A 24,311-nucleotide genomic window follows, 5' to 3' on the forward strand; every position below is an offset into this window, starting at 1 on the left:
TCAAACAAAATGATGCCAAATTGTTAACTGGTTTATCTTGAACTGCTCTGAAGCGGCGGTTTAACGGGGCTGTTGAGATGAGCCGTTATGGCTGGGGTAGCAAAATGGTGGATATATTAAACGCGCAGGGCTGGCGGGAGATGTGGAGAGGAAAAGGCATCAATAGAAGCACGCCTCCGCAAGGGGAGGCGTGTTTCGGGGGTCACAGCAGGTCTTCGATCTCGCCGCGCAGATACTGGTACATCTCGCGGTAGGCGACCGGCGGCTTGTTCAGCTCCCGCTCCTTGTTGGCGGAGCGGATCAGCTGGCGCAGCTTCTGGCGATCCAGCTCGTGGAACTGGGACATCAGCTCGTTGAGGGCGCTGTCACCTTCGGTGATCAGGCGCTCGCGCCACTGCTCCAGGCGATGCAGGCGTGCATTCACGGTGGAGTGACGGTTCTTGATGATGGAGAGCGCTTCGGCAATCGGCTCGATATCGCGGCTGCGCATCAGGCGGCCGATGAACTGCAGATGGCGACGGAAGGACTCATCCTTCTTCGGCTTGAGTTTGCGACCCAGCTCGACAGCTTCTGCAAGTTCTTCATCCAAAGGGATTTTTTCCAGCTCGCTGTGGCTGAGGGAGACGATCTCTTCCCCCATTTTCTGCAATGCTTCGGCATCGCGCTTGAGCTGGCTCTTGCTGGGGCCCCAGTCTTCGAACTCGTTGTCGTCTTGATATTGACTCATCGGTCTCTTGATTCCTGTCATTCACGTTTGGCGGATATGTTACCAGCTTCTCCCGCTGGGCGCAGGGGTCTGATATGCTTACCCCCCTTTCCTTCTTTCATACAGATGTGAGTTATGGATCAGCAAGACCAAATCCGCCAGGATCAAGCCCATCTCGAGGCCGTGGTTGCCGAAGCCCTGGAGATAGCCAAAGGACTGGGCGCCTCGCTGGCCGAAGTCTCCATCAGCAAGCAGACCGGGTTGTCGGTGAACACCCGGGGTTGTGAACTGGAAAGCATTGAATTCAATAAGGATGGCGCCCTCGGCATCGCTGTCTATCGCGATGGTTGCAAGGGATCCTCCTCGACCACCGATCTGAGCAAACCCGCCATTCGTGCCGCCGTTGAAGCGGCCATCGAGATTGCCCGCCACACCTCGGCTGATGATTGCGCCGGTCTGGCAAACGCCGAGCTGCTGGCCTGGGATGCCCCCGATCTGCAACTGTGCCACCAAATCGAACTGGATCCCCAGCGCGGCATCGAACTGGCCATCGAGTGCGAGCGGCTGGCGCTTGGTCGCGATGCCCGTATCAAGCACTCCGACGGCGCCGGTTTTTCCAGCCATCTTGGCATCAAGGTCTATGGCAACAGCCACGGCTTCGTCAAAGGCTACGCGGCGTCGCGCAACTCCCTGAGCTGCGTGCTGATAGGCGAGCAGGATGGCGATATGCAGCGTGATTACGGCTACTCCTCCAGCCGTACCCTCGGCGGGCTCTGGAGCCCGCAGCGCATTGCTGACGAAGCCGTTGAGCGTACCGTCTCCCGCCTCGGTGCCCGCAAGATCTCTACCCGTCACGCGCCTGTGCTGTTCCACCCCGATACTGCCTCTGGCCTGTGGGGCCATCTGGTGATGGCCATCAGTGGCGGCAACCTCTATCGCAAGTCGAGCTTCCTGCTCGACAAATTGGGCAAGCAGATCCTGCCCGAGTGGCTCACCATTCAGGAGTTCCCCCACCTGCTTGGCGGGCTTGCCAGTACCCCGTTCGATGGCGAAGGGGTGCGTACCCGCGACATGGATATCATCCGTAACGGCGAGCTGATGAGCTGGCTGCTGACTTCCTACTCCGCTCGCAAGCTGGGGCTGACTACTACGGGTCATGCCGGTGGCATCCACAACTGGCAGGTCTCCAATACTGGCCAGGATTTTCAAGGCATGCTTAAAGAGATGGGCACCGGTCTGCTGGTGACCGAACTGATGGGGCAGGGGGTCAATATCGTCAATGGCGACTACTCCCGCGGCGCTGCCGGTTTCTGGGTCGAGAATGGCGAAATAGCCTATCCGGTCGAAGAGATCACCATCGCCGGCAATCTGGCCGAGATGTTCAGCCATATCGTGGCGGTGGGTCGTGACGAGGATGAGCGCTCCAGTCTCAAGACCGGCTCGGTGCTGGTAGAAAATATGAAGCTGGCGGGTCACTGATCCCGGTTTCAACTGAACCGAAACCATGAAAAAGGCCCCCTCGCCAACGCGAGGGGGCCTTTTTATCGGCCAGCGATCAGGGGGCTATCAGCCCTTGATGCGCTCGATGCGGCCACCCAGACCCTGAAGCTTCTGCTCGATGTCTTCGTAGCCACGGTCGATGTGATAGATACGGTCGACGATGGTGGAGCCTTCGGCCACGAAGCCGGCCAGTACCAGACTGGCGGAGGCGCGCAGATCGGTCGCCATCACCTGGGCACCCTTGAGTTGCTCGGTGTCACGGCAGATGGCTACGTTGCCCTGCAGTTCGATGTCTGCGCCCATCCGTACCAGTTCGGGAACGTGCATGAAGCGGTTCTCGAAGATGGTCTCGGTGACCATGCCGGTACCTTTGGCGACGGCGTTCAGCACGGTGAACTGTGCCTGCATGTCGGTCGGGAAGGCCGGGTAGGGGGCAGTCTTGATGGTGACCGGCTTGAGGGTGCGGCCAGTCATGTCGAGGGTGATCCAGTCTTCACCCTTCTCAATCAGGGCACCAGCTTCTTCCAGCTTGACCAGTACCGCTTCCAGCAGGGTCGGGTCGGTCTTGCGGCAGGTGATCTTGCCGCCGGTGACCGCTGCGCCAACCAGGAAGGTACCGGTTTCGATGCGGTCAGGCTGCACACTGTAGTTGCCGCCGTGCAGACGCTCGACACCGTCGATGGTCAGGGTGTCGGTGCCCGCACCCTGAATCTTGGCACCCAGGGTATTGAGGAAGTTGGCCAGATCGACCACTTCCGGCTCGCGTGCAGCGTTTTCGATCACGGTGCGCCCATCAGCCAGGGTGGCGGCCATCATCAGGTTTTCGGTACCGGTCACGGAGACCATATCCATCAAGATGTGGGCGCCTTTCAGGCGACCATCGACACGGGCCTTGATGTAACCATCTTCGATGGTGATCTTGGCACCCATCAGCTCCAGGCCGTGGACGTGCAGGTTGACCGGACGGGCACCGATGGCGCAGCCGCCGGGCAGGGAGACGTCAGCCGCGCCGAAACGGGCAGCCAGCGGGCCCAGCGCCAGAATGGAGGCGCGCATGGTCTTCACCAGCTCGTAGGGAGCGACGTGGTTGTTCACCGCACCGGTCAGCACGGTGACGTTGCCGTTGACCTTGGTGGTCGCGCCCAGCATCTCCAGCAGCTTGATGGTGGTGCCCACATCTTTCAGGCGCGGCACGTTGGAGAGGTGTACCTCTTCATCACAGAGCAGGGTCGCGAACAGGATCGGCAGCGCGGCGTTTTTGGCGCCGGAGATGGTCACTTCGCCGTTGAGAGTACAACGACCATCGATTTTGAATTTGTCCATTTTTACTTCGTTACCAAATCAGGAGGGCAATAGGAATTTACGTTCGCGTTTCCACTCGGCGTCGGTGAACGCCTTGATGGAGAGGGCGTGAATAGCGTTGCTGGCGATCTTGTCCATCAGCGGGGCATAGATGGCCTGCTGCTTCTTGACCCGGCTCATGCCGTCAAACATGTCACCGACGGCGATCACTTGGTAGTGACTACCGTCCCCTTTGACATGGACTTCGGACAATGGCAGAGCCTCAAGGAGTATCGCTTCAATTTCAGAGACTTGCATTATGCGTCCTCAGTTGTGAGCGGGGTTGACTGAAACAGCCCGGCCACCCCGTAGAGGTTGGCCAGGGTATAGAAATCACTGGAGGCGCCCACCAGTTGCGGTGTGGCGCCTCGCGCTAATACGGCTTTGGCCCATTTGACCAGCAGGGCCAGTCCGGCGGAGTCGAGGGTGGTGACGCCGCCGAGCTCGAGCCGGTCGTCCTGCCACCATTCGGCGCGGCGTTGCCACAGGTCATTGACCTGTGGCGCCTGCAGCTCACCGCTGAGGGTCATGGTTTGAGTACCAGCGGCTTGGCGTTGTGTTCGCGCAACTGGGCGATCACTGCATCGATGCCATTCTGGCGAATGAGGCCGCCCAGCTCGCTCTGCTTGGCGGAGAGCAGGCTGATCCCCTCGGCCACCATGTCAAAGGCTTTCCACTCGCCAGTCTTGTTATTCTTGCGCAGTTTGAACTCGAGGAAGATGTCCGGCTTGCCGGCCTCTTTCACGCTGACGTTGACGGCGGTGATGTTGCCGCTGGGAGCTTTGCCCGGCTCGACCTTGACGGTCTGCTTGTCAAAATGGGCCAGCGCATCTGCGTAGGAGCTCACCATGTACTCGGTGAACACCTCGACGAAGGCATTGCGCTGCGCTTCGGTAGTCTCTTTAATCTGGTTGCCAAGCACCTTGTAGGCGGCGAAGCGGTTGTCCACATAGGGCAGCAGCTCTTCGCGGATGATCACCCGCAGGTGATCCGGATTGCTCTTCACCTGGGCCTGATCGGCTTTCAGGCGGGCAAAGGTCTGCTTGGCAGCCTGATCCACCAGCGCGTTGGGGTCGGTGGCATCGACTGCGGCCTGGGCAGACAGGGAAAAGAGCATGCTGGTCATCAGGCCCAGCAGCAGGGCGATTTTCTTGAACATGATTACTCCTTCTTGCTGTCTGATTTGCTGTCGGAGGATTGGCTGTAGAGGAACTTGCCAATCAGATCTTCCAGTACGATGGCGGATTTGGTGTCTTCAATCAGGTCGCCATCCTTGAGCATCTCAGTGCCCATCTCCTCATCGCTGAAGCCGGGGGCAAGACCGATGTACTGCTCGCCGAGCAGACCGGAGGTGAGGATGGAGAGGGAGCTGGTATCGGCGAACTCGCCAGCGCTCTTTTGCATCATCAGGGTCACTTCGGGCACCTGGGTTTTCGGGTCCAGTACTATGTCGCTGACCCGACCGACCACCACGCCGCCGACCTTGACCGGCGAACGGACTTTCAGGCCGCCGATATTATCGAAATGCGCGCGCAGGGTATAGGTTTCTCCTTCCGGTTTGAAGCTCAAACCGGCCACTTGCAGGGCCAGTGCCAGAATGGCACCGATGCCAGCCAGCATGAAGGTGCCGACCAGGAATTCTACTTTGCTGAACTTCATCTTTACCTTATCCAAACATGACTGCAGTGAGTATAAAATCCAGGCCGAGCACGGCGAGGGATGAGTGGACCACGGTACGGGTCGTGGCCTGACTGATCCCGGCCGAGGTCGGCTTGGCATCATAGCCGTTAAAGAGCGCAATCCAGGTGACCACCAGGGCGAAAATCAGGCTCTTGATGGCGCCCTGCATGATGTCCTCATGCCAGTCGACGGAGGCCTGCATGGCAGACCAGAAGCCCCCTTCGTCCACGCCGAGCCAGTCCACACCGACCAGCTTGCCGCCGAAGATGCCGATCAGGCTGAACATAAAGGCCAGCAGCGGCATGCTGATGACGCCAGCCCAGAAGCGGGGAGCAACCACCCGGCGTAGCGGGTCGACCGCCATCATCTCGAGGCTTGAAAGCTGCTCTGTGGCCTTCATCAGGCCGATTTCAGCGGTCAGGGCCGAACCGGCACGGCCGGCAAACAGTAGCGCCGTGACCACAGGGCCCAGCTCCCGCAGTAGGGAGAGGGAAACCAGCGGCCCCAGACTCTGCTCGGCGCCGAAATCCTTCAATACGTTGTAACCCTGCAGCGAGAGCACCATGCCGATGAACAGGCCGGAGACCAGAATGATGGCCACCGACTGCACACCCACCACATAGAGCTGCTGGACAAGCAGCGGGAAGTGCTTGCGCGGCTCGGGTTTGCCCGCCAGCGCATGGAACAACATGATGGTGGCGCGACCGACGGAGCTGATAAACCGCACTCCGACCCGCCCCAGCTTGCTTATTTGACTTATCAACATCAGAGATCCTGTAGCAGATCGCCTGCCGGAAAATGAAACGGAACAGGACCGTCGGGCAATCCTTTGAGGAACTGCTCGACTTCGGGATTGTGCTCCTCGCGCAGCTGATCCGGCGTGCCGTGTGCCACCACCTTGCGATTGGCAATGATGTAGGCGTAATCGGCGATGCTCAGCACCTCTTTCACATCGTGGGTGACGATGACGGAGGTGATGCCAAGGGCATCGTTCAGCTCCTTGATCAGCTTGACCAGCACCGCCATAGTGATGGGGTCCTGCCCGACAAACGGCTCGTCATACATGATGAGGTCGGGGTCAAGGGCGATGGCCCGTGCCAGCGCTGCCCGGCGTGCCATGCCGCCGGAGAGCTCGGAGGGCATCAGTTTCGCCGCGCCGCGCAAGCCCACCGCCTGCAGCTTCATCATGACGATGGTGTGGATCAGCTCCTCTGGCAGGCCGGAGTGTTCCCGCAGCGGGAAGGCCACGTTGTCGTAGACCGTCATGCCGGTAAACAGGGCGCCGCTCTGGAACAGCATGCTCATCCGTTTGCGCACTTCATAGAGGCGCGAACGGGAGAGGGTGGGGATATCTTCCCCGTCAAACAGAATGTGACCGGACTCCGGCTTGAGCTGGCCACCGATCAGCCGCAGCAGGGTGGTTTTACCGATGCCGCTCGGGCCCATGACGGCGGTTACCTTGCCACGAGGAATGGTCAGGTTGATCCCGTCATACAACAGCCGATCTCCGTGACTGAAGGTCAGATCGGAGATGGTGATCAGGTCATTGTTCAAACAATTGTCCATCCGGTGTAAATGAGGTGCGAATTTTATGGGGTAGTCTAGGTCTAAGCAACAGCAAGGAACAACTATTGAACAGGCTGCAAGCCCATTTGCACGACAGTTTTCTGTAACAAAGTGCGTCATCGAGAGCGGGACTTGCCATCCGATTCGCTTATCCGGGCAGACTTTTTTATAATCCCGCAGCTAATTTCGGCCCGGAGCTGTGTCTTTATGTCTGTAAAGCCTGAGAAAGTGTCTGAACTGTTCGATTTTCGTCGCAGTGCCCGCGCGGTGCTGGACACAGAAAAGCAAGCCATTGATGGACTCTATCAGTATCTGAACGACGCCTTCGACAAGGCGTGCGAGATGGTGCTGCGCTGCGGTGGCAAGATAGTGGTCACCGGCATGGGCAAGTCGGGCCATATCGGCAGCAAGATTGCCGCCACCCTCGCCAGCACCGGCACCCCGGCCTTCTTCCTTCACCCGGGAGAAGCGAGTCACGGCGATCTGGGGATGATCTCCAGCGGCGACCTTATCATCGCTATCTCCAACTCCGGCGAGAGCGACGAAATCCTGGCCCTGCTGCCGGTACTCAAGCGCCGCGGCATACCGCTCATCTGCATGACCGGTAATCCGGCCTCCACCATGGCCAAAGAGGCCAACGTGCACCTGTGCATCAAGGTGGAGAAAGAGGCCTGCCCGCTGGGTCTGGCACCCACTTCTAGCACCACGGCAACCCTGGTGATGGGCGATGCCCTGGCGGTGGCTCTGCTGGAAGCGCGCGGTTTTACCGCCGATGACTTCGCCCTCTCTCACCCGGGCGGTTCCCTTGGCAAGCGTCTGTTGCTGCGGGTCGGCGACCTGATGCACAGCGGTGAGCTGTTGCCCCGGGTGGGGATAGATGCCACCATCAGCCAGGCGCTGCTGGAAGTGAGCCGCAAGGGGCTCGGTATGACGGCGGTGGTCGATGGCAATGGCCTGCTGGCCGGGCTCTTTACCGATGGCGACCTGCGCCGCATTCTTGACCAGCAGATCGATATCCATCACACCCCCATCAGCCGCGTGATGACGGCCAACTGTGTTACCGTAGGTCCAGAGATGATGGCTGCGGAAGCCGTCAAGCTGATGGAAACGAGAAAAATCAACGGATTACTGGTCGTGGATGAAGAGAAACGCCCGCTCGGCGCCTTCAACATGCACGACCTGCTGAAAGCCGGAGTCATTTGATGCAAAACGTACCGACCCTCTATGGTCCGGTGACGCGCAGCCAGTTCGACAAGGCGGCGCAAATCCGCCTGCTGGTGTGCGATGTGGACGGGGTGCTCTCCAACGGCCTTATCTACATGGGAAACAACGGCGAAGAGCTGAAAACCTTCTGCACCCGTGATGGTGCGGGCATGCGAGCACTGCTCAATGCCGGGATCGAGATCGCCATCATCACAGGGCGCAACTCCCGAATCGTCAGTGATCGGATGAAAAGCCTGGGGGTGGCTCATGTGGTGCAGGGGGCTGATAAAAAGCTGCCTCACTTCGAAGCGCTGCTGGCCAAGCTGGGGCTGACCCCGGAACAGGCTGCCTATATGGGCGATGACACCATCGATCTGCCGGTGATGGCCGCTTGCGGCTTGGGTATCGCGGTGGCCGATGCCCATCCGCTGGTGCTGAGTCGTGCCGATATGGTGACCCGGCTTGGCGGTGGCATGGGTGCGGTGCGCGAGGTGTGTGACCTCATTTTGCAGGCGCAGGGCCACGACGATTATCAGCCCGAGGCTTCGGTATGAGCAGACAGACCCTGTTGTTTGCCCTGCTGTTTCTGGTTGCACTGGTTGCCTGGCAGCTGGGCAAGGTTGAGCTGGTGCCTGAGAGCGCCGTCAAAATCGAAAACTATCAGCCGGATTTTGTCGCCAAAGATCTGGTGACCACCCGTTTTGATATCAATGGCAAGCGCACCGAGCGGCTGGAGTCGACCTACGCCGAGTATTATCAAATCCTCGAGCAGGCCACCTTCGACAAGCCGGTGGTCTACATGTATGACGATCAGGGTGCCGCCGAGTGGAAGGTGACCGCCGAAACCGGCGTGCTCAACACCGGCGACAACGTCATCCTGCGGGACAAGGTGCATCTGGATGGTCTGCTGCCCACCTCTTTCATTTCCACACTGGATACCCCCTATCTGGAGCTGGATCTGGTGACACAGGATGTGCGCAGCAACCGGGAAGTGAACATTCTGGGTCGGGATTTCCAGACCCAAGGGGTTGGCCTCAAGGGCCATCTGGACCGCAAATATTTTGAGTTACTGGATCAAGGCCATGCCATCTATTTCAATGAAAAACGCTAATCTGGCCCTCGCAGCCCTGTTGTTGTGTGGTGCGGTGACCGCCAAAGAGTCCGACTTTGCCGAGAAGGTTTACGTCGATGCCGTCAAACAGGTGGCCGAGATGCAGGACAACCGCATCACCTTCGAAGAGGACGTGACCATCAATCAGGGCACCATCCGGATCAAGGCTGACAAGGTGGTAGTGACCCGTTCCGGCGAGAAAGGGGCCGAGGTGATGACTGCCTACGGCAAGCCCGCCACCTTCTTCCAGATCCTGGATAACGGCAAGCCGGTCAATGCCCACGGCAACACTATCCGCTACGAGCTGAAGAACCGTCTGGTGACCATCACCGGTAACGGTCAGCTCAAGCAGGAAGATAGCCAGGTCAATGGCGATCTGATCCGCTACGACATCGTCAAACAGAAGATGATCGCCGAGAGCAAGAGCCCGAGCCAGCGGGTCAAAACCGTATTCCTGCCGGATCAGGTAGAGAATTTCGACAAGCCCGCCGACCAGAAGAAGCAGGGAAAATAAGCCATGGCAGTGTTAAAAGCAGTGGGCCTGCAGAAGAGCTACAAGCGCCGCATGGTGGTGAGTGACGTCAGCCTTGAAGTGGGCACCGGCCAGATTGTCGGCCTGCTCGGCCCCAACGGGGCGGGCAAGACCACCTCCTTCTACATGATCGTGGGGCTGGTGCAGCGCGATGCCGGTCTCATCACCATCGACGATCAGGACATCAGCCTGCAGCCCATGCATGTGCGGGCGCGCAATGGCATCGGTTACCTGCCGCAGGAGGCCTCCATCTTCCGTCGCCTGTCGGTGTTCGACAACCTGATGGGCGTGATGCAGACCCGCAAGGGGTTGAGTCGCGAGGAGCGTGAGGACAAGGTTCAGCAACTGCTGGAAGAGTTCAATATCACCCACATTCGCGACAACCTGGGTCAGAGCCTCTCCGGCGGTGAGCGCCGTCGGGTAGAGATCGCCCGTGCGCTGGCGGCCGAGCCGCGTTTTATTCTGCTGGATGAACCCTTTGCAGGGGTTGACCCGATTTCTGTGATAGACATCAAGAAGATCATTCAGCATCTGAAAGATAGAGGCCTTGGCGTCTTGATTACCGACCACAACGTCAGAGAGACTCTGGACGTATGTGAGAAGGCCTATATCGTCAGCCACGGCAAGATGATTGCCGAAGGTGCACCGGCTGACATCCTTGCCGATGAGCAGGTCAAGCGCGTCTATTTGGGCGATCAATTCAGTCTATAGTAAGGGGGCATGCCTTCATTTCCTTTGACGAGTGCCTCGCTGAACATAAGGATATCCCGACGTAGATGAAGCCGACATTACAGTTGCGTCTCGGTCAGTCCCTGACCATGACGCCGCAATTACAACAAGCGATTCGTCTGCTCCAGCTCTCCACTCTGGAACTTCAGCAGGAAATTCAGCAAGCGCTCGAAAATAACCCTCTGCTGGAGCAGGAAGAGAGCGAGGCGCAAGAGACCAGTCCGGAAGCGCCGGTCGATGCCAGCCAGCTGGATTCCAGCGATGCCATGGCCCAGGAGCAGATGCCGGACGAGTTGCCGGTGGATACCACATGGGACGAGGTTTACTCTGCCGGCACCGCCCAGAGCGCGGGCCCCATCCACGATGGGGAAGATAGCGTCTATCAGGGAGAGACCACCGAAAACCTGCAGGATTATCTGCTGTGGCAGATGCGGCTCACGCCGTTCAGCGATGTGGATGCCGCCATCGCGCTCGCCATCATCGATGCCATCGACGAATCCGGTTATCTGACCGTTGCGCTGGAGGATATCCAGGCTGCCGTCACCAGCGATGACGTAGAGGTGGAGCTCGATGAGGTCGAGGCGGTACTCAAGCGGGTTCAGCACTTCGATCCGGTCGGCATTGCTGCCCGTTCTGTGCAGGAGTGTTTGCTGATCCAGCTGGATCAGTATGACCCGCAGACCCCCTGGCTCAACGAGGCCAAAGAGGTGATCCTCGAGCACATGGAGCTGCTCGGCAACCGGGATTACCGCACCCTCGCCCGCAAGACAAAACTCAAAGAGAGCGACCTCAAGGAGGTGCTGGATCTGATCCAGCTGCTGGAGCCGCGTCCCGGCAATGGCATTATCCAGAGCGACTCTCAGTACGTGATCCCCGACGTCTCCGTGGTCAAGAAGGGCAGCAAGTGGGTGGTCGAGCTCAATCCCGACTCAGCCCCCCGCATCCGGGTCAACGAGACCTATGCCGCCATGGCCCGCAACGCCCGCAGCAGCACCGACACCCAGTTTATTCGCTCCCATTTGCAGGAAGCCAAGTGGTTCATCAAGAGCCTGGAAAGTCGCAATGACACCCTACTGAAAGTGGCGAGTTGCATTGTCGAGCAGCAACAGGGCTTTTTCGAGTATGGTGAAGAGGCGATGAAGCCGATGGTGCTCAATGACATCGCCGAAGCGGTAGAGATGCATGAGTCGACCATCTCCCGGGTGACGACCCAGAAGTACATGCATACCCCCCGTGGTATCTTCGAATTGAAGTTTTTTTTCTCCAGCCATGTGAACACCGAAGGAGGAGGAGAGTGCTCATCGACCGCAATTCGCGCGCTCATCAAGAAGCTGGTCACGGCAGAGAATCCTGCCAAGCCGTTAAGTGATAGCAAGATCGCGGATTTGCTGGCCGAACAGGGTATTATGGTGGCGAGACGCACGATCGCTAAGTATCGCGAATCCTTGTTTATCCCACCTTCCAATCAGCGCAAACGCCTGGTTTAGGCAAACAAAAGGATGATGTTATGCAAATTAACCTGACCGGACACCATGTCGAGATCACCGAAGCTCTGCGTGATTATGTGAATAACAAATTTGCCAAACTCGAGCGTCACTTCGACCACATCAACAATGTTCATGTGGTGCTTAGCGTGGAAAAACTGAACCAGATAGCGGAAGCCAAATTGCACGTCAGCGGTGGCGAAGTGTTTGCCAACTCTGAACATGCCGATATGTATGCTGCGATAGACACCTTGCTCGACAAGCTGGACAGGCAGATCATCAAGCACAAAGATAAGTTAAATAAAAAATAACCATGCAACTTGAACACATACTGAGTCGGGACTGCACCAAGAGTGCAGTCCCTTGTACCAGCAAGAAACGCGCCCTCGAAATCATCAGCGAGCTGGCCGCCGAACGCCTTGGCACCTCCCGTCAGGCGCTGTTTGAATGCTTGCTGGCCCGCGAAAAAATGGGTAGTACCGGGATCGGTGCCGGTATTGCGATCCCCCACGGTCGCATTGACGATGAGTTCCCGCCAACCGCGATCCTGATGACCTTTGCCGACCCTATTCCTTTCGACTCCATCGACAATCAACCGGTTGACCTGCTGTTTGCCTTGCTGGTGCCGGAAAGCGAGTGCAAGCAGCATCTCAAGACCCTTTCTCTGATGGCTTCCAAGCTGGGTGACAAGGCGGTTTGCCGCCAGTTGCGTCAGGCAACCAGCGACGAAGAGCTCTATCAGATCATGACCTCGGCCTGACAGCAGGCCAAGGATGAGACACCCGTTTTGGCGTGAGGGAACAAGATGCAGTTAATCGTGGTAAGTGGACGTTCGGGCTCCGGTAAAACGGTAGCCCTGCGAGTGCTGGAAGATCTGGGTTACTACTGTGTGGACAACCTGCCGGTCAATCTGCTGCCCCAGCTGATTGTCTCGGTGGAGAGCCAGTACGACAAGCTGGCGGTCAGCATCGATGTGCGCAACCTGCCGAGCGATCCGGAGAAACTGGAAAATCTGCTGGCTCAGGTGCGCAATGAGGGGCGGGTAGAGTTCTCCAGCTTCTTCTTCGACGCCGACAACGGCACCCTGCTCAAGCGCTATGGCGAGAGCCGCCGTTTGCACCCCCTCTCACGCAACAAGCTGTCGCTGGATGAGGCGATTCGGGAGGAGACCCACCTGCTGGCGCCACTCTCCTCGACTGCTGACCTGCGTATCGACACCACCACCCTCAGCATTCACGACCTGAGCGAGCTCATCAAGACCAGGGTGCTTGGGAAGAAAGAGAACGAGTTGGTGCTGGTGTTCGAGTCGTTCGGCTTCAAGTACGGCATTCCCAAGGATGCCGACTTCGTGTTCGATGCCCGCTTCCTGCCCAATCCGCACTGGATCCCCGAGCTCAAGCCGTTTACCGGTAAGGATGAGCCGGTCGCCAACTACCTCTCGGCGCAGGCTGACGTGATGCTGTTTACCCAGCAGATCGAAAACATGCTGGTGACCTGGTTGCCCCATCTGGAGCGCAACAATCGCAGCTACCTCACGGTCGGCATCGGTTGCACCGGCGGTCAGCATCGTTCGGTCTTTATTGCAGAACGGCTGGCCAGTGCATTCCGTTTGCTCGGCAAGAACGTGCAGATCCGCCACCGCACTCTCGACAAGAGTGCCCCCCAATCCTGACGGACCAATAGGACGACCCGATGACTGTTTCCGCCTCGGTTGAAGTGAAAAACAAGCTGGGTATTCATGCCAGACCAGCCATGATGCTGTTCGAGCTGGTGCAGGGTTTCGATGCCCACGTGCTGCTGCGCAATGAAGATGGTGTGGAGGCCGATGCTGACAGCATCATCGGCCTGCTGATGCTTGATTCCGCGCAAGGGCGGCAGGTGGAAGTACAGGTTGAAGGGCCCGAAGAGGTCGAGGCCCTGGCCGCCGTGGTGGAGCTGTTCACCTCCGGCTTCAACGAGGAGTAGTCACTCCTCGTTTTATGTTATGAACCGGTACGCGCCAGCGCTTTGAAGCTGGCAAAATCGCGACAAGCCAGCAGACTTCTGCTGGCTTTTTCATTCATCAGCGCCAGAAAAAGATCGTAGAGCCCCATCGCCTCCTCGTAGTCAGCCTTGCTGATGGCCAGCACGAAGATGAGGGTGGCGTTTTCGCCATTGCCCCAGTCGATCCCCTGCGGTGCCAGTACGGTATAGGCCAGCGTCCGGCGAGCCAGCAGGCCGAGGGAGTGGGGCAAGGCGATACCCTCACCCAGCATGGTGGAGACTATTCGCTCCCGCTCCTGCAGGGAGGCCCTGAAGCCGCTCTCCACCAGATTTTCCGCCTCCAGCTGATCACAGATACGGGCAAACAGTTCGGCCTGGGTAAGGGGTTCTTTGACCACCATGAAGTGGTCGGCATCGAAGTACTTGTCGAGCATATAGGGGCGGGTGCGATCGATCAGTACCAGCTTGCCAAGTTGCTCCAGCTGGTACTGGGTCGGGAAGGGGTCTACCTGCACCACCGGCACATCCTTTTCGCTCACCTTGACGCTACTGATGACAAAATCCTGTTTGATCTGCGCCAGCCCTTCGTAATCCCGCACCGATTCCAGCGTGGTCAGCTGCAACTGGGGATACTCTCGCTTGATGCGTGCTTCCAGTACGCGGAAGGTGGCGTTGCCCGCATCGCACAACAGCAGTGCATGCGGGCGTCTGGTGTAGCCGATATCGTAGTGGCGCTCCAGCCCGACCCCGATATGGATCACCAGATAACCGATCTCGTGGTGGGTCAGCCGGTAAGGGGTCTGCCTGATCCACTCCGAGATGGCTGCCAGCGTGATGTCGTAGGCGAGGGGGTAGTACTGCTTGATGTGGTCTGCCAGCGGATTGTGGCTGCCGATCTGGTACTTGACCCGCAGCAGCATGGCGCTGATGTGGGTCTGCAGGTCGGCTCGCAGCTGCTGGTCACCCCGCAGATCATAGGGGTAGTGCTGGTGGATGTACGTGAGCAGATGTTCCACCAGCTGTTCGCTCTCGGCCGCCATGGCCGGGCTAAGCTGAGGCGTTTCGGCAATCAGGCGCGCCTGGATCTGGATAGCGAGGCAGGCTATCTCCTCTTCTCCCGGCGGGGTGAGGGTCGGCAGTTCACCATAGATGTCACGGGCGACTGCCAGCAGGGGGGCAGTGAGATCCTCGCTGGCGAATTGGCGCAGCTCGTGGCCAGCGGCCTGGCGCAGCAGGGCGACGGCGCAGTAGATGGCAAGCTGCTGCAAACTCTCGTCGGCCAGACGCAGCTGATGACGGCTCAACTGGTCGTGAATGTGATTGCCCACTACCTCCAGAGTTTTGCTGGGGCAGAGGTTGGGCAGCAGGCTCTGCAGGGGATGGTTGTTGAGCAGCTCCTGACAGAGCAGCTGGGTCAGACAGGCGCGAATGGCCGTCTCGCTCCCTTGTACCCGCATGCCCACCCTTGGTTTGCTCTCGACCGTGAGGCCAAAGTGAGCCAGCTGTTCCCGCACTTCCGCCATATCGCCCTGCAGCGCCGTCCGGCTCAGGTACCAGGTATCGGCCAGCTCATCGAGCTTGATCCCCTGCTCTGCCGTCAGCAGCAGGATCTGCAGATGCAGCACCCGCTCGCGACTGGTACGCGGCAAGGTATTCTCCTGTCCCTGCGCTGCCAGCAATGCCTCAAACAGCGTCTGATTGTAGATCTTCAGCTGGTAGCCGCTGCCACGCTGGTGGATCAGGTGGGCACCGTGAGTGGCAATCAGTTCGTTGAGGGTCGCCACATCGGTGCGTACGGTGCGGGTGGAGACACTGAGGCGGCGAGCCAGTTCCTCCTGCGGCAGTGGTTCGGCATGAAGTTGGGTCAGCAGCTGGTGCAGTCTCGGGTGGGGCAGCTTGATCATGTGGGGATGAACATCTCCTGTTGCAGGATAAAAGGATCGATGTTAACAAGCATGTCACCAGCAGGCCAGGCACCGGTCAGTGATTAAACCGGTGCCCGTGACTGCCATCACGCCAACAGTCGTTTCACCGTGGCCAGCAGAGTCCGTACATCATCAGGACGGGTCTGACCGCTCGCGCTGTCGATGATGGAACTGTAGACGTGGGGGATCACCTTCTCGACCCCGGCATCCAGCGCGATTCGCACAATCTCTTCAAAGTTGTCCAGATCGATGCCGCCGGTGGGCTCCAGCCAGAAGCCGTGGCGGGCACAGGCCTCGGCCACCGCCTGATACTCGTCGCGGCAGGCCAGCCCGCCCATGGGGAAGAATTTGACCGAGCTGCCACCCATGTCCTTGAGCAGGGCGATGGCGGTGTCGATGGGGACGATGCCGTCCGGCTGCCCGGCGCTGAGCGGGCCGGTGGAGATCTTCACCATCCCCGGCATGCCGGTGGGGGAGATCAGGCCGTTGACCAGCGTTTCCGACTGGCCGAGCAGCGCCCGGCTGGCGCCAACGCCAGTGAACACCTGATTGACGTGCTGGGGCTGCAGCTGGCAGGCCAGCTCGGCCACCATGGCGGATTGGCGCGGATCACCGGCGCCCAGTCCGATGGAGAGGGCGTTATCGATAAGCTTGGCGTACTCCTTCATATCAGCAACTGCTGAAGGAATATCCGGGTAGTTTTTGGAGAGCACACCGACCAGCACGTGGCCTTCGGCTGCGTCGTACACCTCGACGGCATTCTCTTTGGAACCGGCCAACACGTTGAGACAGACCCGATCACGATAGTAGTTGGGGGTAAGGGACATCAGCGATTCTCCTGAACGAGGTTGGCAATGGCGGAGTGGATTTGGTCGAGCTGGGGCACGGTGACGCTGCGCACATCGATCTCGATGTGCCCCTCGTTGGCCTTGTAGCCACGGCAGTAGATGGCAGGTGTGCCCTGTTGCAGACGGCTGACGACCTGCACTGTGGTCATGCCGACCTGCTGGTGGTCGAAGGCGATATCGGTGCGGGCGATGTCGCGCCCAGCGCTGTCCCACTCCACTTTGGCGGTAACGCCGGGCAGCTGATTGAGGCGCTCGATGAAGGGGGCCATCTTGGAGACCATGGCGGCGCCGCTCTCTTTCTCTTTGGCCAGATAGCGCTCGATGGCGTGGGTCAGGCCGAGGATCCCCTCCTTGCCCACCTTCATGGCGCGGCCGATGCCGTTGGCTTGCTGCTTGACCCACTCCACGTACTGACGCTTGCCAACTACCAGCCCGCTGGTGGGCCCTTCAATGGCCTTGGCGCCGCTGTAGATGACCAGAGCTGCCCCCTGGCTGTAGTAGAGGCGCAGATCCTCCTCGGCTGCCGCATCAACGATGAGCGGGAGTCCGTGGGCCCTGGCCACCTCGGCTGCCTCGGCCACCGACAGAATGCTCTTCTGCACGCAGTGGTGGGATTTGATGTAGAGGATGGCTGCTGTGTTGGCATTGACGGCGGCGGCCAGCTGGGCCGGGGAACACTCGTTGGCGTAACCGGCCTCTATTACTTTGCCGCCACCCAGATTGACCATGGTGCCGACCGGGGCGCCGAAGTTGACGTTATGCCCCTTGGGCAGCACGATTTCACTCGGCACCTCATGGGGGTGGGCATGCAGGTGCTCAAGGCGGTAGGGATCGCCGCGCACTATCATGGCGGCCACTGACTGGGCGATGCCGGCGCTGGCACAGGAGACCACCACCGCATCTTCCACATCCAGTAAACCAGCCAGATAGGTGCCGGTCTTGTTGACCAGATCCTTGACCTCGAAGTAGTGGCCCAGGCCAAAATTGACCGCATCGACCACCTCCTGCTCGGGGGTGGAGACGCCGAGAATGGTCATGCGCCCGGAGGCGTTGATCACCGGTTTGAGCTGATATTTCTCATAAACAGAAGGCATGGTGTGATTTCCCATAGTGAGTCAGAACCAGTTCGCCACCGACCAGGGCGGCGAGAGGCTGCAGTTGTTGGTCACCGCTGCGGGACTGGGCTTCGGTATCCATAAACAGGGTCGGGCCGCTGGTGACCTCGAACAGGGTCAGATCGGCATCGGCGCCTACCTCGAGCCGCCCCTTGCCGGAAAGGCGCAGGGCATCGGCGGCCTGATGGGTGACGCAGGCAATCACCTGCTCCAGCGTCATGCCGATGGCGAGAAACTTCGACATCACGTGGGCCAGACTGTAGACCGGCCCCTTGATGCGGTTCTTGCAGTAGATGTCGGAGCTGATGGTGCGGGGCAGGATCCCCTGCCGGATAGCCAGCTCCGCCACCTCGAAGCTGAAGCTGGCGCCGCCGTGGCCGATGTCGAGCAAGAGCCCCCGTTTCATCGCCTCGCGCACCGCGACCCGCAGCTCGCCGGCCGGAGTCAGGATGCGGTTCGGTTTGCCGTTGAAGCAGTGGGTCAGCAGATCGCCATCCCCCAGCAGGGCGACGATCTCGTCCAGATCCGGCGGTGTGTTACCCACGTGCACCATTAGCGGCAGCTGGCAGTGAGCCTGTTGCAGCGCCTTGGCCATGCGCAGCGGTTGCAGGCCGTTCTCACCTACCACGCTACCGCTCATCCGCGCCTTGATGCCGACGATAAAGTCGGGGTGGCGATGAATGGCTGCCGAGGCGAGATCCATATCGAGGTCCCGGCTGTCGGCCAGCTCGTTCTGGCGTAGCAGACCGATACGGGAGATGTTGAGCAGGGCATGCACCCGGGTCTTGCAGCCCGCAGCGATCTGCTGGAAGTCATCCACATCGTCGGCACCGGTACTGCCGGCGTCGATTACGGTGGTGACGCCGGACTCTACGCCCACCTTGTCCGGCTTATCGTGATAGATGGGGGAGGCTGGGTAGCAGTGGGTGTGGCCGTCGATCCAGCCTGCGCTCACATGCACCTGGCCGCCGAGATCCAGGATCTGCCGCGCCGTTGCCGTCTCCGGCAGGGAGCCGATGGCGGCAATTTTGCCCTCCCTGATGGCGATATCGACGAGCTGGCCATCTCCCTGGCGCCCCGCTTTGATGATGATGTCGTACATGCTGAGAACCTCTGGCGAGCCGCCCCGCAGGGCGGCTGGTACTTACACAAGGGCGACCGGGAAGAAGGTACCCAGCAGCATGGCTCCCAGAATGGCACCGCCGGTGATGGGCTTGCCCCACACGTAGAACAGCAGCGCACCCAGCAGGGAACCGATACCGATGGGAATGGAGGCGCCCATGGCGGAGAGGATGATGAGGGGGCCGAGGAAGCGGCCAGAGCTGTTGCCAGCACCCATCATCACGTCAGCACCGTAAGTGGAGTTGCTCTGGTTGATGGTGAACTTGCGCGCCAGAATGATGACGTAGCCGATGGCCAGACCAATCCCCATGCCGGTTGCCAGCGAGGCGCCGAAGTTCTCCACCGGATAGACGATGCCAGCCCCCAGCAGCAGGGCTGGCACGCCGAGACCGACCCCGGTCTGGATGGCGCCGCCGATATCCAGGATCCCCACCAGGGATCCCTCGATGATGCGGGCGAACAGGAAGCTGGCACCGAACGCGGCCACCGCGCCGTAGGCACCCGTGTCCATTCCGGCTTTCAGCATGGCGACGAAGGCTACCTCGTTGAAGGCACCAACCCCGTACAGATAGAACATGTGGGTACCGGCAAAGACCCCGGCCGAGAGCAGGCCGACGAAGATGGGGAATGACCAGTCTGCGTACCAGAAGTTGTTTTTCAGTTTCTCATCCATGGTGTGACCCCTTATTTGCCGCTCAGCAGGTTATGGACGTTTTCCAGCCACAGGGGGACACCCATATGGAAGGATTCAATCAGTTTCATGTCGAAGCCGCGGAAGAAGCCGCTCAGCACGAACAGCAGGACGATGGCTGCCATCATCACCTTGGTGACATGGTTCCAACCGCTCTCTTCCACACCCTTGCCGATCAGGATGCCGAGCACCAGACCCGGTACCGCGTTGCCCATGATGAGCTGTGCCAGACCGCCGAAGATGGTTGCCCAGAAACCGGATTTCTTGCCCGCCTCGATGGCGGCCAGCCAGAAGATCACCGGCATGACGGTATTGACCAGCAGGTTGGCAGCCGGTACCAGCACCTTGACCGCAGTGACCTGCAGGGCGGCCGGGACGGCAGCCGCAGTGCTGTTGAGGAAGGCGACCACGATGGCACCTATGATGCCGCCGGCGATGGCCATCTTTTTCGGGTCGTGCAGAGTGGTGGCGAGATCCCGATTTTTGAACAGCAGTGCCGCCGTGGCCCAGTGCGGGATGATGCGGTGATCCACATCCTGGGTGAAGGCGCCTGCCGCCACGGTCGAGGCCCAGGCGTTGAAGAAGAAGCCCAGACCAAACGAGAAGTGGGAAGCGGGATCCCCTTCGCAGGAGTTGAGTTCGCCCAGGGTGCGGAAGGCACCCATGCCCTGTACGGTCGGGGCGTGGAACATCCGCGCCGCGCCGGCCCCCACCCCGACGCCAACCAGGCCGCCAATGATGAGTGACTTGATAAAAATGATTAGAAACATCCAACGTATCCTTCTTGTGGGGTTGTGCCTGCGCAGGCATCACACCTGGGTGAATGTCACCTTGGCGACATCCAGACTGGTGACCTGAACCTTGATCTCCAGCTGGACGCGGTATTCGCGGCGCTGGCGCGGCAGGAAGAAGAACAGGAACCTCTCCACCCGGACCGACTCCTCGGCTTTGAGCACCTGTACATCGACCGGCTCAATACGCAGCAGTACCTGCTGGTTGTCCTTGAGCAGTGTGGGTTGCACCTGGCTGAGGGCGGAGGCAAACGCCTGCTGGCGGGTCGTCCCCTTGCCGTTGACGATGACCTGGGTGGTGAAGTTCTCTTTCATCAGGCGCGTCCGTGCTTCTTGGCGAAGGCTTCAACCAGCTTCTGACCCAGCTCTTCCTTGTCCATGAAACCGAAGCCCAGCACCACGCACCCTTCGTTGATGGCGGTGACGCCCTCTTCAACAGAGCGCATGCCGTAGCGGCACTTGTAGCCGTACTTGGTCTGGGCGGTGATGGCCCCTGCGCCGCCGCTGCCGCAGAAGGAGATGCCGAGATCCGCCTGCTCCTTGTTCATCACGTCGCCGAGCTTCATGTCAGCGGCCATGCCGGGGATGATGGTCACGTTGGCCCCGGCAGCTTCCGCGCCTGCGCCCACTTTCTGACCCTTGCCGAGACGGTCTCCAATCACGAGTTTGATGGCTGTCATATCGATTTCTCCTTGAGTTACGGGTTCTGCACCGAGCTGAGTTCGTTTTCTTTGGCGACTTCAAAATGGACGGATAAGAGGTGTGCCTCTTCATAAGCAAGTTGATCCAGCCAGCTGACGACCTGTTCGGCGAGACGTAGTGAGAGGGGGGAGATCTCTTCAAACAGGCTGAGGTCAACCTCCGGCAGGGGCTCGCCACTGTGGGAGCGCCACACCATGGCTTTGACATGGGAGGCCAGCATCTGCCGTTGCACCTCGTTGGGGATGATGCCCTGTTCGGCCAGCAGGGGATAAATGCGCGCGAGGATATGATCGGTCTGGCGCAGCAACTCCGGGCTGTTCGGGGTCAGGGTCTGGTCGTGAGTCTCTGTTTGCAATGTCTGCTCTCCAAGGCTGGCAGAAGGTATGGCGTTACCCTAAGCCTGCGCGTCGATGTGGAGGAGGCAGTGTTTTCCGATTCGAAGCGGAAATTCCTGATGAAATGGCCCCGCAGTGATCGTTTGGATACTGAAAAGGCAAAAAGAGTGCTTATTGAAGCTGGTTTTGTGTGATCGGTAGCGCACAAATCGGGGGGCGGGGGCAGGGCAAGCGTTGCGGGAAACTGTGAGTCATCTCACGGTAAGAGACGTTGCCTAGAGGGCAGATATGGAAAGGGGCGGTTTCCCGCCCTTCTCATTAAAAGGAGTGACGCTAGCTGGCCGATGCGGCGCTCGAGCTGGCCGTTCTCTGCTGATAGCGCAGGTCTTCCTCTATGGTGACCACCACTTCCAGCGGCTTGCCGGAGCGGAATACCGAGATGGTCAGCTTGGTGCCGGGGCGGCTCTCGACAATCTTGTCCATGGCGCTGCGTACGCCACTGATGGCCTCTCCGTTGATCTTGAGCAGCACATCCCCTCGCTGCAGGCCGCCTTTGGCAGCCGGGCCGTTGGGATCCAGACTCTCCACCACCAGACCACGCAGGTCGCCGAGGTTCATCATCCGCGCGACTATGGGGTTGATCTCGACACTGGAGATCCCGAGGTAGCCGCGGATCACCCGGCCGTTGGCGATCAGCTCATCCATGATCCGTTTGGCCAGCCGGTAGGGGATGGCGAAGCTGATGCCGTAGCTCTCCTGATTGCCGTTGAGGTGATAGGTGGCGGTGTTGATACCCACCAGATCGCCACGGCCGTTGACCAGCGCGCCACCCGAGTTGCCCTCGTTGATGGCTGCATCGGTCTGCAGCAGATCCTGGCGGCCATTGCTGTCGGGTCCCATGCTGGAGAGGCCGGTACGTCCGGTCGCGCTGATGATACCCTGGGTGATGGTCTGGCCGACGTTGTAGGGGTTGCCGATAGCGAGCACCACATCCCCCACTTCTGGCAGTCGCTCTGGATCCTGCGGGATCACCGGCAGGTTGTCCGATTCGATGTAGAGCACTGCCAGATCGGTGAGCTGATCGGTACCGACCAGCTCGGCGCTGAAGACCCGGCCATCCTGCAACGCGACGATGATCTGGTCGGCATCGGCGATGACGTGGTAGTTGGTCAGCACATAGCCGCGCTGATTCATGATGACGCCGGAACCCAACCCTTGCGGGCGCAGTTCCCCCTGATTGCCCTGATTGGGGGCAAAGCTGCGGGTGTAGATGTTGACGACGGCAGGGCCTGCCCGATGGGCGGCATAGGAGAAACTCAGTTCACGGGCATTGGTGATGATGCCGGGCAGTTGGGCACCACCGCGAAAATGGGGAAACAGCAGCAACAGCAGCGCCGCGACGGTCAATCCAAAACCGACAGACTTGCCCAAGTAACTGACTAAAGGGGGGATTTTCATGTCATTCTCATCCGTACAGGCTGCGCGCAGAGAATAACACTATCGATGGATAAAAATCACCCGCGGTGAAGGCCGCGGGTGATGGAGGGGTTGGCGAACAACTTGAGCGTTAGCGGATCACCAGATAGAGCGAGGAGTCGCCGCGCTGGATGTTGAGCGCCAGCACGTCAGGCTTGTTCTTGAGCGCCTTGGTCAGCTCGCCCAGGGTGTTGATGCGCAGGCGGTTGACCCCGATGATGATGTCACCCTTCTGCAGGCCTGAAGCGGCTGCCGGAGAGCGAGGATCAATGTCGGCCACCGCGACGCCGGAGACCGGGTCGGTAGTGGTGCTCAGCTTAGCCCCTTCCAGTGCTGGATGCAGCGCACTGGCGCGTACTTCGCTGTCATCAGCCTGCTTCAGGGTCACCTTGGCCGTTTGTGACTTGCCATCGCGGATCAGTCCCAGCTCGACCTGCTTGCCAGCGCCCATGGTAGCGATCTTGGCACGCAGCTCGCCAAAGGAGCGAACCGGTTTGCCATCGATGCTGACGATGATATCGCCAGCCTTGATGCCCGCCTTGTCGGCCGCCGAATCAGGCATGACCTGATTGACGAAGGCACCATCCTTCTTGTTGTAGCCGAAGGTTTTGGCGATGTCGGAGGTGAGCTCGGTGCCGGTAATCCCCAGCTGGCCACGACGCACTTCACCGTACTTGACGATCTGCTCGGTCAGATCCCGCACCATGTTGGAGGGGATAGCAAAGCCGATGCCGATGTTGCCGCCGTTCGGGCCCAGAATCGCGGTGTTGATACCGATCAGCTCGCCACGCAGGTTGAGCAGGGCTCCGCCGGAGTTACCGGAGTTGATGGCCGCATCGGTCTGGATGAAGTTCTCCAGATTCTCGATGTTGAGGCCGCTGCGACCCAGCGCACTGACAATACCGGAGGTGACGGTCTGGCCCAGCCCAAACGGGTTGCCGATGGCCAGCGCATAGTCACCTACCCGCAGCTCATCGGAGTCGGCGAACTTGATCTGCACCAGATCCTCGGCCTTGATTTGCAGCAGGGCGATGTCGGACTGCTTGTCTTCACCAATCTTCTTGGCCGCATACTCACGACCATCCTTCAGGTTGACCTTGATCTCATCCGCCTCGTGCACCACGTGGGCGTTGGTGATCACGTAACCCTTCTTGGCATCGACGATGACACCGGAGCCGAGCGCCTGGAACGGCTGCTCGCTCACCTGTTCATCGGGCATGTTGGGGCCGAAGAAGAACTTGAACTGTTCCGGCAGACGCTGACGGGTAATTTTTTTGCCAGAAACCGAGATATTGACCACCGCCGGGGTGACCTGTTCGAGAACAGGCGCCAGGCTTGGCATCTCCTGATTTGAACCTAACAGGGAAGGCAGTGCAGCCTGAGCAGGGGCCGCAGACATGGCGATACCGACACTGAGGGCTAGCACACTGAGCATGGAAAGAGGTTTACGCATATGAAAAACAGCTCCCAG

30 protein-coding genes are annotated in these 24,311 nt (G+C 59.6%); 11 read left to right on the forward strand and 19 right to left on the reverse strand.

Annotated elements, in window-relative coordinates; all coding sequences use genetic code 11:
* Positions 1 to 202 precede the first annotated feature (202 nt).
* Complete coding sequence (gene yjgA / locus AB5Y71_RS03890) at positions 203 to 727, reverse strand: ribosome biogenesis factor YjgA (RefSeq protein WP_005336359.1); 525 nt, start codon at positions 725 to 727, stop codon at positions 203 to 205.
* A 114-nt stretch (positions 728 to 841) separates the two neighbouring features.
* Between yjgA and pmbA the strand changes: the two genes are divergently transcribed.
* Positions 842 to 2,185 (forward strand): metalloprotease PmbA, encoded by a 1,344-nt coding sequence (pmbA, locus tag AB5Y71_RS03895; RefSeq protein WP_368171049.1) that lies wholly within the window; start codon positions 842 to 844, stop codon positions 2,183 to 2,185.
* 87 nt (positions 2,186 to 2,272) lie between these two features.
* Here the strand turns inward: pmbA and murA are convergent, their stop codons facing one another.
* The 7 genes from murA to mlaF are packed head-to-tail and all read right to left on the reverse strand — an operon-like array spanning position 2,273 to position 6,793.
* A complete protein-coding gene (murA, locus tag AB5Y71_RS03900) occupies positions 2,273 to 3,529 on the reverse strand; it encodes a UDP-N-acetylglucosamine 1-carboxyvinyltransferase (protein WP_005336355.1) in 1,257 nt (418 codons plus the stop codon).
* An 18-nt stretch (positions 3,530 to 3,547) separates the two neighbouring features.
* Positions 3,548 to 3,805 carry a BolA family iron metabolism protein IbaG gene (gene ibaG, locus AB5Y71_RS03905; protein ID WP_005306001.1) on the reverse strand — a complete coding sequence of 86 codons (258 nt, stop codon included), beginning with the start codon at positions 3,803 to 3,805 and terminating at the stop codon, positions 3,548 to 3,550.
* The gene (locus AB5Y71_RS03910; protein ID WP_100652493.1) at positions 3,805 to 4,077 is read right to left on the reverse strand and encodes a lipid asymmetry maintenance protein MlaB; all 273 of its coding nucleotides are present in this window, start codon (positions 4,075 to 4,077) and stop codon (positions 3,805 to 3,807) included. Before AB5Y71_RS03910 ends, ibaG begins: the two co-directional genes overlap by 1 nt.
* Positions 4,074 to 4,706 carry a phospholipid-binding protein MlaC gene (locus AB5Y71_RS03915; RefSeq protein WP_005336350.1) on the reverse strand — a complete coding sequence of 211 codons (633 nt, stop codon included), beginning with the start codon at positions 4,704 to 4,706 and terminating at the stop codon, positions 4,074 to 4,076. The genes AB5Y71_RS03910 and AB5Y71_RS03915 overlap by 4 nt, the downstream gene beginning before the upstream one ends.
* Positions 4,707 to 4,708: 2 nt before the next feature.
* The gene (mlaD, locus tag AB5Y71_RS03920) at positions 4,709 to 5,206 is read right to left on the reverse strand and encodes an outer membrane lipid asymmetry maintenance protein MlaD (RefSeq protein ID WP_005336348.1); all 498 of its coding nucleotides are present in this window, start codon (positions 5,204 to 5,206) and stop codon (positions 4,709 to 4,711) included.
* Between the two features lie 7 nt (positions 5,207 to 5,213).
* On the reverse strand, positions 5,214 to 5,993 hold the full coding sequence (mlaE, locus tag AB5Y71_RS03925; protein WP_005336345.1) for a lipid asymmetry maintenance ABC transporter permease subunit MlaE: 780 nt from the start codon (positions 5,991 to 5,993) through the stop codon (positions 5,214 to 5,216).
* Positions 5,993 to 6,793 carry a phospholipid ABC transporter ATP-binding protein MlaF gene (gene mlaF / locus AB5Y71_RS03930; RefSeq protein WP_005336343.1) on the reverse strand — a complete coding sequence of 267 codons (801 nt, stop codon included), beginning with the start codon at positions 6,791 to 6,793 and terminating at the stop codon, positions 5,993 to 5,995. The genes mlaE and mlaF overlap by 1 nt, the downstream gene beginning before the upstream one ends.
* Positions 6,794 to 7,000: 207 nt before the next feature.
* On the opposite strand from mlaF, the gene AB5Y71_RS03935 reads away from it, so the two are divergent.
* The 10 genes from AB5Y71_RS03935 to npr all read left to right on the forward strand — a co-directional run bounded on the left by AB5Y71_RS03935 (position 7,001) and on the right by npr (position 13,817).
* Complete coding sequence (locus AB5Y71_RS03935; protein WP_058057518.1) at positions 7,001 to 7,996, forward strand: KpsF/GutQ family sugar-phosphate isomerase; 996 nt, start codon at positions 7,001 to 7,003, stop codon at positions 7,994 to 7,996.
* On the forward strand, positions 7,996 to 8,550 hold the full coding sequence (gene kdsC / locus AB5Y71_RS03940; RefSeq protein ID WP_088868289.1) for a 3-deoxy-manno-octulosonate-8-phosphatase KdsC: 555 nt from the start codon (positions 7,996 to 7,998) through the stop codon (positions 8,548 to 8,550). Before AB5Y71_RS03935 ends, kdsC begins: the two co-directional genes overlap by 1 nt.
* The gene (gene lptC / locus AB5Y71_RS03945) at positions 8,547 to 9,107 is read left to right on the forward strand and encodes an LPS export ABC transporter periplasmic protein LptC (protein WP_005336338.1); all 561 of its coding nucleotides are present in this window, start codon (positions 8,547 to 8,549) and stop codon (positions 9,105 to 9,107) included. Before kdsC ends, lptC begins: the two co-directional genes overlap by 4 nt.
* On the forward strand, positions 9,094 to 9,621 hold the full coding sequence (gene lptA, locus AB5Y71_RS03950; protein ID WP_040068817.1) for a lipopolysaccharide transport periplasmic protein LptA: 528 nt from the start codon (positions 9,094 to 9,096) through the stop codon (positions 9,619 to 9,621). The genes lptC and lptA overlap by 14 nt, the downstream gene beginning before the upstream one ends.
* Before the next feature lie 3 nt (positions 9,622 to 9,624).
* Positions 9,625 to 10,350, forward strand: a complete 726-nt coding sequence (lptB, locus tag AB5Y71_RS03955; protein ID WP_005336333.1) for an LPS export ABC transporter ATP-binding protein — start codon at positions 9,625 to 9,627, stop codon at positions 10,348 to 10,350.
* A gap of 65 nt (positions 10,351 to 10,415) precedes the next feature.
* On the forward strand, positions 10,416 to 11,855 hold the full coding sequence (locus AB5Y71_RS03960; RefSeq protein WP_005336331.1) for an RNA polymerase factor sigma-54: 1,440 nt from the start codon (positions 10,416 to 10,418) through the stop codon (positions 11,853 to 11,855).
* Between the two features lie 20 nt (positions 11,856 to 11,875).
* Positions 11,876 to 12,163: a ribosome hibernation promoting factor gene (gene hpf / locus AB5Y71_RS03965; protein ID WP_005336323.1), complete on the forward strand. Its 288-nt coding sequence runs from the start codon at positions 11,876 to 11,878 to the stop codon at positions 12,161 to 12,163.
* A 2-nt stretch (positions 12,164 to 12,165) separates the two neighbouring features.
* Positions 12,166 to 12,612, forward strand: coding sequence for a PTS IIA-like nitrogen regulatory protein PtsN (gene ptsN, locus AB5Y71_RS03970; protein WP_005336322.1), 447 nt, complete (start codon positions 12,166 to 12,168; stop codon positions 12,610 to 12,612).
* A 45-nt stretch (positions 12,613 to 12,657) separates the two neighbouring features.
* On the forward strand, positions 12,658 to 13,524 hold the full coding sequence (gene rapZ / locus AB5Y71_RS03975) for an RNase adapter RapZ (protein WP_040068818.1): 867 nt from the start codon (positions 12,658 to 12,660) through the stop codon (positions 13,522 to 13,524).
* 20 nt (positions 13,525 to 13,544) lie between these two features.
* On the forward strand, positions 13,545 to 13,817 hold the full coding sequence (npr, locus tag AB5Y71_RS03980) for a PTS phosphocarrier protein NPr (RefSeq protein WP_005336318.1): 273 nt from the start codon (positions 13,545 to 13,547) through the stop codon (positions 13,815 to 13,817).
* A 17-nt stretch (positions 13,818 to 13,834) separates the two neighbouring features.
* Here npr and AB5Y71_RS03985 read toward each other — a convergent pair whose 3' ends face one another.
* The 11 genes from AB5Y71_RS03985 to AB5Y71_RS04035 all read right to left on the reverse strand — a co-directional run bounded on the left by AB5Y71_RS03985 (position 13,835) and on the right by AB5Y71_RS04035 (position 24,293).
* Positions 13,835 to 15,739: a transcription antiterminator gene (locus AB5Y71_RS03985; protein ID WP_368171050.1), complete on the reverse strand. Its 1,905-nt coding sequence runs from the start codon at positions 15,737 to 15,739 to the stop codon at positions 13,835 to 13,837.
* Positions 15,740 to 15,846: 107 nt separating this feature from the next.
* Entirely contained in the window at positions 15,847 to 16,587 is a 741-nt protein-coding gene (locus AB5Y71_RS03990) for a KDGP aldolase family protein (RefSeq protein WP_043850965.1), read from the reverse strand.
* Positions 16,587 to 17,702 (reverse strand): DgaE family pyridoxal phosphate-dependent ammonia lyase, encoded by a 1,116-nt coding sequence (locus AB5Y71_RS03995; protein WP_368171051.1) that lies wholly within the window; start codon positions 17,700 to 17,702, stop codon positions 16,587 to 16,589. The genes AB5Y71_RS03990 and AB5Y71_RS03995 overlap by 1 nt, the downstream gene beginning before the upstream one ends.
* Positions 17,686 to 18,825, reverse strand: coding sequence for an amidohydrolase/deacetylase family metallohydrolase (locus tag AB5Y71_RS04000; protein WP_368171052.1), 1,140 nt, complete (start codon positions 18,823 to 18,825; stop codon positions 17,686 to 17,688). Before AB5Y71_RS04000 ends, AB5Y71_RS03995 begins: the two co-directional genes overlap by 17 nt.
* A gap of 42 nt (positions 18,826 to 18,867) precedes the next feature.
* On the reverse strand, positions 18,868 to 19,518 hold the full coding sequence (locus AB5Y71_RS04005; RefSeq protein ID WP_005355144.1) for a DUF4310 family protein: 651 nt from the start codon (positions 19,516 to 19,518) through the stop codon (positions 18,868 to 18,870).
* 11 nt (positions 19,519 to 19,529) lie between these two features.
* Positions 19,530 to 20,306 (reverse strand): DUF4311 domain-containing protein, encoded by a 777-nt coding sequence (locus AB5Y71_RS04010; protein WP_005341754.1) that lies wholly within the window; start codon positions 20,304 to 20,306, stop codon positions 19,530 to 19,532.
* 39 nt (positions 20,307 to 20,345) lie between these two features.
* Entirely contained in the window at positions 20,346 to 20,642 is a 297-nt protein-coding gene (locus AB5Y71_RS04015; protein ID WP_159144464.1) for a DUF4312 family protein, read from the reverse strand.
* On the reverse strand, positions 20,642 to 21,007 hold the full coding sequence (locus tag AB5Y71_RS04020) for an SFCGS family glycine-rich protein (RefSeq protein WP_005355141.1): 366 nt from the start codon (positions 21,005 to 21,007) through the stop codon (positions 20,642 to 20,644). The genes AB5Y71_RS04015 and AB5Y71_RS04020 overlap by 1 nt, the downstream gene beginning before the upstream one ends.
* A gap of 17 nt (positions 21,008 to 21,024) precedes the next feature.
* A complete protein-coding gene (locus tag AB5Y71_RS04025) occupies positions 21,025 to 21,384 on the reverse strand; it encodes a transcriptional regulator (RefSeq protein ID WP_005355140.1) in 360 nt (119 codons plus the stop codon).
* A gap of 313 nt (positions 21,385 to 21,697) precedes the next feature.
* Positions 21,698 to 22,822: an outer membrane-stress sensor serine endopeptidase DegS gene (gene degS, locus AB5Y71_RS04030; protein WP_005336297.1), complete on the reverse strand. Its 1,125-nt coding sequence runs from the start codon at positions 22,820 to 22,822 to the stop codon at positions 21,698 to 21,700.
* 109 nt (positions 22,823 to 22,931) lie between these two features.
* On the reverse strand, positions 22,932 to 24,293 hold the full coding sequence (locus tag AB5Y71_RS04035; protein WP_005336295.1) for a Do family serine endopeptidase: 1,362 nt from the start codon (positions 24,291 to 24,293) through the stop codon (positions 22,932 to 22,934).
* Between the last annotated feature and the right edge of the window lie 18 nt (positions 24,294 to 24,311).

The sequence above is a fragment of the Aeromonas sp. R9-2 genome (assembly GCF_040908025.1).
Taxonomy (GTDB): domain Bacteria; phylum Pseudomonadota; class Gammaproteobacteria; order Enterobacterales; family Aeromonadaceae; genus Aeromonas; species Aeromonas veronii.